This is a genomic window from Robiginitalea sp. (assembly GCF_049588695.1).
Classification (GTDB): Bacteria; Bacteroidota; Bacteroidia; order Flavobacteriales; family Flavobacteriaceae; genus Robiginitalea.
Map to the genome: position 1 here is coordinate 1 of NZ_JBAVZJ010000082.1, position 6,192 is coordinate 6,192.

Below are 6,192 nucleotides of genomic sequence, written 5' to 3' on the forward strand. Positions count from 1 at the left end.
TCGGGGTTTTCTGTTTTTTTGTATCCCGCTCGCCCTAAGACTGAACCCGGACTCCCACAGTGGTGAATATACTACCACCTGATAATTACACTGCCCCAGGTAAAGCCACTCCCAAACGCAGCCAGGACCACCAGGTCTCCCTCCTTGATCTTCCCTTCTTCCCATGCCTCTGTAAGGGCAATAGGAATACTGGCGGCGGTGGTGTTGCCATATCGCATGATATTGTTGTACACCTGGTCATCAGAAAGCTTGAATTTTTTTTGAATAAACTGGGATATCCTCAGATTGGCCTGGTGCGGGATGAGCATATCAATATCAGAGGGCTGTAACTCGTTTTTGGCCAGGCCTTCCATAATGACCTCACTGAAGCGGACGACGGCATTTTTAAACACAAACTGCCCGTTCATATAGGGATAATACGAGGTATCCTCGGGATCGTTGTCTTTGAGAATATCGAGCACCCACCTATTTCCCATCCCCGGAGCGATCAGTGAGAGTTCTTCGGCATTCGCACCTTCACTGTGCAAATGTGAAGAGAGAATACCCTTCTCAGGATTTTCTTCCCGCGTCAGGACAGCCGCCCCGGCACCGTCCCCAAAAATCACCGATACGCCCCTGCCCCTTGTGGTCATATCCAGGCCCTTGGAATGCAGTTCCGATCCGATGACCAAAACGTTTTTATACATTCCCGTCTTGATATACTGGTCGGCCAGGGAAATCCCGTAAACAAAACCGGAGCACTGATTCCGAACGTCCACGGCTCCTACGGTCCGAAGGCCCAAATCCCGCTGAACTAAAACCCCGGGGCCCGGAAAATAATAATCGGGACTCAGGGTGGCAAAAACGATAAAATCAATCTCGTCCTTATCTATTCCGGATCGTTCTATAGCTATACGGGCAGCCTTAACCCCCATAGTAGTCGTTGTATCTTCATCACCCTCTACATAACGCCTTTCCATGATCCCGGTGCGCTCCTGAATCCATTCATCACTGGTTTCTATAACCTTGGCAAGATCGTCGTTCGTAACCACATTCTCGGGCACGTAAAACCCCAGTCCGGCTATCTTTGAATTGTACATAATGTGTCGTTTGAGTTTGAGAAATGATTCTCTTTAAAAGGATTCCAATTGAATTTTAAATGTACCGATATTTATGAAGTTGGCCTAAAAACTACAACGAAACTTTGGCGTTCAAGAGATGTCTCAATTTTCCCTGATTCAGAAAAATAGGGTATCTTGAGAAAGTAATTCATTACCATTTTTAACGCAAAGAAGAATCTATGAAAAATTGGACTATTTGGTGTTTTTTGGCGTGTATACTCACGATTCAGGCCCAGGAACAACTCACCTACCAGACACCCCCGGCAGAAATCCTAAAATTGGCTGAAGCGCCATTGGCACCCCGTGTGCTGATCACCGATAACGGATCTTATATGATGCTTATGTTTCGAAGCCCCTATAAGACCATTGGTGAACTATCGGAGACCGAAATGCGACTGGCCGGTTTACGCATTAACCCGGCGACCAATATTGGCAGTCGTACCAATTACTACAACAACCTGCATATAAAAACCCCTGAAGAACTAGAATCCAGACAGGTTTCGGGCCTTCCCGAGAATCCGAGGCTCGCCAATTTCTCCCTGTCCCCGGACCAGGAAATACTGGCTATGACACATACGGCAGATACGGGAGCCGAATTGTGGATGGTCGATATGTCGGAGGCCCGGGCATTCAGGCTTACAGGGCCTGTGCTCAATGCCAATATGGGGGATGTGATTAACTGGTTTAAAGACAGTCAGTCTGTACTGGTAAAAACACTTCCCGAAGACCGTAAAATGCTGATCGATAGGCTGGAAACGGTACCTGCGGGGCCTACAATAGCCACGAACGATGGTAAAAAAGCCCAGAATCGAACCTACCAGGATCTTATTAAAAATCCGGATGATGCCTTTAATTTCGAACAGTTGGCTCGATCCGAGCTTAAAAAAATAAATGTTTCAGGAGAGATTTCGACATGGATGGGCCCGGCCCTTTATCGCAATATCAATTTTTCCCCGGACGGGAATTACGTCATGGTAGTCACAGCAGAAAAGCCGTTTTCATACCTCGTACCTTATTACAGGTTCCCTTCAAAGACACAGATTTATTCCCAGACCGGAGATTTGGTGCGCACCCTGTTGGAGGTGCCGTTGATTGAGGATCTCCCAAAGGGGTTTATGGCGGAACGCACCGGCATGAGGGATATCTCCTGGCGCCGAGATAAACCCGCTACGCTCGTTTACGCAGAAGCTTTGGACGGAGGGGATCCGGCCGTAGACGTACCCTTCAGGGATGAAGTATTTTTGCTCGACGCCCCTTTTGAAGGAAAGGGCCGATCCGTACTTAAAACGATAAACCGATACAGGTACATCCTTTGGGGGACGGATCAGGCGGCTATTGCCACGGATATGTGGTGGGATACCCGGAATACAAAAACATACTTGTTTAACCCGTCGGACCCAACATCCGATCCTGTTGTTTTGTCGGACAGGAATTATCAGGACAGGTACAGCGACCCGGGGTCTTTCGCGACCACGCAAAACGCCTTTAAGGAATCTGTTCTGGCATTGGACAAAAAAGGAAATGCCTATCTGCTGGGGGACGGATATACCGAAGAGGGGCAGTTTCCCTTTGTAGACCAAATGAATTTAAAGACGCAGAAGAAGATGCGCCTTTACGAATCGAGGATCCCGGGTAAAATGGAAACCCTGCTGGAATACGATCCCCTCGAAGACCAGCTGTTGGTGCAAATCGAGTCGCCTGCCGATTACCCGAACTATTACTACAAAAGCCTTATAAGACGAAAAGGGCCTTCCCAGTTAACCCATTTTGAAAATCCGTTTAAGAGTATTCAGGATGTCCATAAGGAAGTTATCACCTATACCCGGGCGGACGGTCTTGAACTGAGTGGAACCCTCTACCTTCCGGTCGGATATGACCGGGAATCTCCCGAAAAAAAACCTATGATTCTCTGGGCCTACCCCAGGGAATTTAAAGATAAAAGCAGTGCTGCACAGAATACCCAGAATCCAAATGAATTTACCTATCCCTACTGGGGTTCCCCTATCTACTGGGTCACCCGGGGGTATGTTGTCCTGGACGATGCCGCTTTTCCAATTATCGGCGAAGGAACCGAAGAACCCAATGACAGCTTTCGGACCCAATTGGTCGCCAATGCCCGTGCCGCCATAGACGCAGTTGACAAGATGGGGTATATAGACAGAACCCGCGTGGGTGTTGGCGGGCACAGCTACGGCGCTTTCATGGTTGCCAACCTGCTTTCCCATTCTGATTTGTTCGCAGCGGGAGTGGCGCGAAGTGGTGCCTACAACCGAACCCTGACCCCTTTCGGATTCCAGAGTGAGCAACGCAACTATTGGGAGGCACCTGAGGTATACTACACCATGTCTCCTTTTATGCACGCTGAAAAAATGAAAACACCCTTACTGCTTATTCATGGGGAAGCAGATAATAATTCAGGAACTTATCCCATGCAAAGCGAGCGCTATTTCAATGCTTTAAAAGGACTTGGCGCCCAGGTAAGGTTGGTCATGCTCCCTAAGGAAAGTCATGGGTACCGCGCCCAGGAGAGCATTTTCCATATGCTGTGGGAGCAGGATCAATGGTTTGAAAAGTACCTTAAACCCGAAAGCGCGGCAGCTACAGGAACGCGCTAAGCCTCCAGAGGTTCGGGGCTCAGGTACCGCTCATAGTCGTGAATGCGAACCTGGGCTTTAAGGTCGTGAAGCAGGTTATAGAGGCCGAAAAAGGTCCTGTTGATATATAGAAAATGACGGGATCCACGGTTTGCATTCATCTTGCGGATTTTAGGATCCGAAGAAAACTGTTGACTCAGGGCTCCAATTCGGTCCCAGAACTCAGTTGATGAAAAATCAAAAGATTCCTCATTGAACGGACGGGTAAAAAGTTCCAGCATTTCCCGAAATAGCTTTTTAAAGAATATAAGTTCCTCCGGGCTGTCCTGGGGCGTGAGTATTTCGAGCTCAAAGAGTTTTTCGGTAAAAACTGCGTCGTCGCTGAAGGTCTCTTGTTTGGCTAACTCAAAATAAGGGGTATAAAAACTTTCGGGGATTTCTTTGATACAACCAAAATCAATAGCGATGAGATTTCCGTCCGCACCGACCAAAAAATTCCCGGGATGGGGATCTGCATGTACCTGCCTCAGCTGATGAATTTGAAACATATAGAAATCCCAAAGTACCTGTCCCAGATGATTCCCGGTTTGCGGATCAAAAGCTGTTTTTGTGTACTCTCCCAAGTGCTGTCCTTCCATCCAGTCCATGGTGAGGATCCGTTCGCAGGACCACTCGGGGTAATAGGTGGGAAAACGAATGCCCTCAAGGACTTCACATGCCCGGGTGATGCCCTGACTCTGACGCAGTTCCAGCAGGTAGTCCGTTTCCTCTGTAAGCTTATCTTCCACCTCTTTGAAAAATTTCTCTGTATCCTTTCCCTTGAGGTTGAACATTCGCATCGCCACGGGCCGCACCAGGGCAAGGTCACTGCCAATACTGTCAGAAATACCGGGGTATTGAATTTTTACGGCTAGTTGCTTTGAATCCTTGTGTGCCCGATGCACCTGCCCGATACTGGCTGCGTTCACGGATTCCGACTCAAAATGATCAAAAAGAACCTCGGGGTAACACCCAAAATACTTCTTAAATGTTTTGCGGACCAGGGGTCCGGAAAGGGGGGGCACTGAAAACTGAGCCAGGGAAAACCGCTCCACATAGGCGCGTGGGAGCATATTCTTTTCCATACTCAACATCTGTGCAACTTTCAGGGCACTACCCTTAAGATTCTTAAGGCCATCATAAACATCCTTAGCATTCTCCTCATCCAGACCATCGCGCTCTAGTTCGGGATTGAGTAATTTCTTCCCGTAGTACTTCATGTAATTTCCACCCACCTTAACCCCGGTCTGCACGAGCTTACCTGCCCGTTCAATCTTGGAGGTTGGAATTCTGTCAAGAGTATTCATAGTCCGTATTTTGAGATTCAGGCGAAACGCTCCTTAAATAAAAATTTTCCGAAGTCGAGTACGCGCTCCAGGGGAGTATTATCAAAGATGTCAAAAATCGTATTTACCGATTTTTCAATAGCTACATCCGTTTTTTCAAACCCGGGGGAATCATCCTGAATCCAAAATTTTAACAAAAAGGCCAATTGCAACCAGGCACCTTCAGAAAAAATTTCAGGGTTATGCCTTGTGATTTTTACGTTTTTCTCCGCATTGGCGTCTTCGATGAGCTCCCGGGCGAACATTTTTATTGACCTGCGCAGCCCTTTGAGTTGGCCAAGATGCTGCGTGGGCTCCGCACTCTGTCCAAGTGCAAAGAGCACATAACTCCGATTGAGTCCGAGAAGTTCAAAAAAGGTAAAATAAAGACTCAGCATCCGTTCCCTGTTTCCATAACCGGCATAGGCTTTATCTTTCTCCAGTAGATTTTTGGTTTCATCGAAAAAGTAAATCCATATCTCCTTTTGAAGCGATTCCATAGAACCGAAGAGGGCATAAAAATCAGCTTCCTCTATCTTGTTTTCCCTGCAAAATTTAAACACCGAGGCCGGGAAACGGTCCTCTTCCAGGGACTGTGTCATATAGGCGGTAATCAGACTTTTCTTTGTGGGCTTGGCCGGTTTCCTTTTAGCACTCATATTTAAATTTTTTGTTTAATCAAATGTATTTTATTTTAAACAATAAAGGTGTTAACAAAGTGAGAAAACGCATAAAAAAAAGTGCGCCCTCAGCAGAAGACGCACTTTCAAACAACCTAACCAATTAATAAACAAACTGATTACAAAATAAAAAGCTTTTTCATAGCATCTTTCTTTCGAATCATGAAACAAATATAATAATGTTTAATAACAAACTATATTCTTTGAACAAAATCTTTTGTTAAATTTTATAGGTGAGTCATCTTGACCTCCCTGAATGTCAGTTTGTCACCCTTAGTCGTCTTGGTATTTTTTTTGATCTCAGGGAGAAAAACAATTTCTTATGACTACAGGTAAAATCAATGTCTCAGTTGAAAATATATTTCCGCTGATTAAAAAGTTTCTTTACAGCGACCACGAAATATTTCTTCGGGAACTCATATCCAACGCTACAGATGCCACCCTCAAGTTAAAA

4 protein-coding genes are annotated in these 6,192 nt (G+C 46.4%); 1 reads left to right on the forward strand and 3 read right to left on the reverse strand.

What is annotated here, in order from left to right:
- Nucleotides 1-71: 71 nt before the first annotated feature.
- Nucleotides 72-1,079 carry a 3-oxoacyl-ACP synthase III family protein gene (locus WBV75_RS01710; RefSeq protein ID WP_424118927.1) on the reverse strand — a complete coding sequence of 336 codons (1,008 nt, stop codon included), beginning with the start codon at nucleotides 1,077-1,079 and terminating at the stop codon, nucleotides 72-74.
- Nucleotides 1,080-1,279: 200 nt separating this feature from the next.
- Between WBV75_RS01710 and WBV75_RS01715 the strand changes: the two genes are divergently transcribed.
- Nucleotides 1,280-3,715: an alpha/beta hydrolase family protein gene (locus WBV75_RS01715; RefSeq protein WP_424118928.1), complete on the forward strand. Its 2,436-nt coding sequence runs from the start codon at nucleotides 1,280-1,282 to the stop codon at nucleotides 3,713-3,715.
- Here the strand turns inward: WBV75_RS01715 and WBV75_RS01720 are convergent.
- Nucleotides 3,712-5,040, reverse strand: coding sequence for an ABC1 kinase family protein (locus WBV75_RS01720; RefSeq protein ID WP_424118929.1), 1,329 nt, complete (start codon nucleotides 5,038-5,040; stop codon nucleotides 3,712-3,714). The genes WBV75_RS01715 and WBV75_RS01720 overlap by 4 nt on opposite strands.
- Nucleotides 5,041-5,057: 17 nt before the next feature.
- Complete coding sequence (locus WBV75_RS01725; RefSeq protein WP_424118930.1) at nucleotides 5,058-5,717, reverse strand: TetR family transcriptional regulator C-terminal domain-containing protein; 660 nt, start codon at nucleotides 5,715-5,717, stop codon at nucleotides 5,058-5,060.
- Between the last annotated feature and the right edge of the window lie 475 nt (nucleotides 5,718-6,192).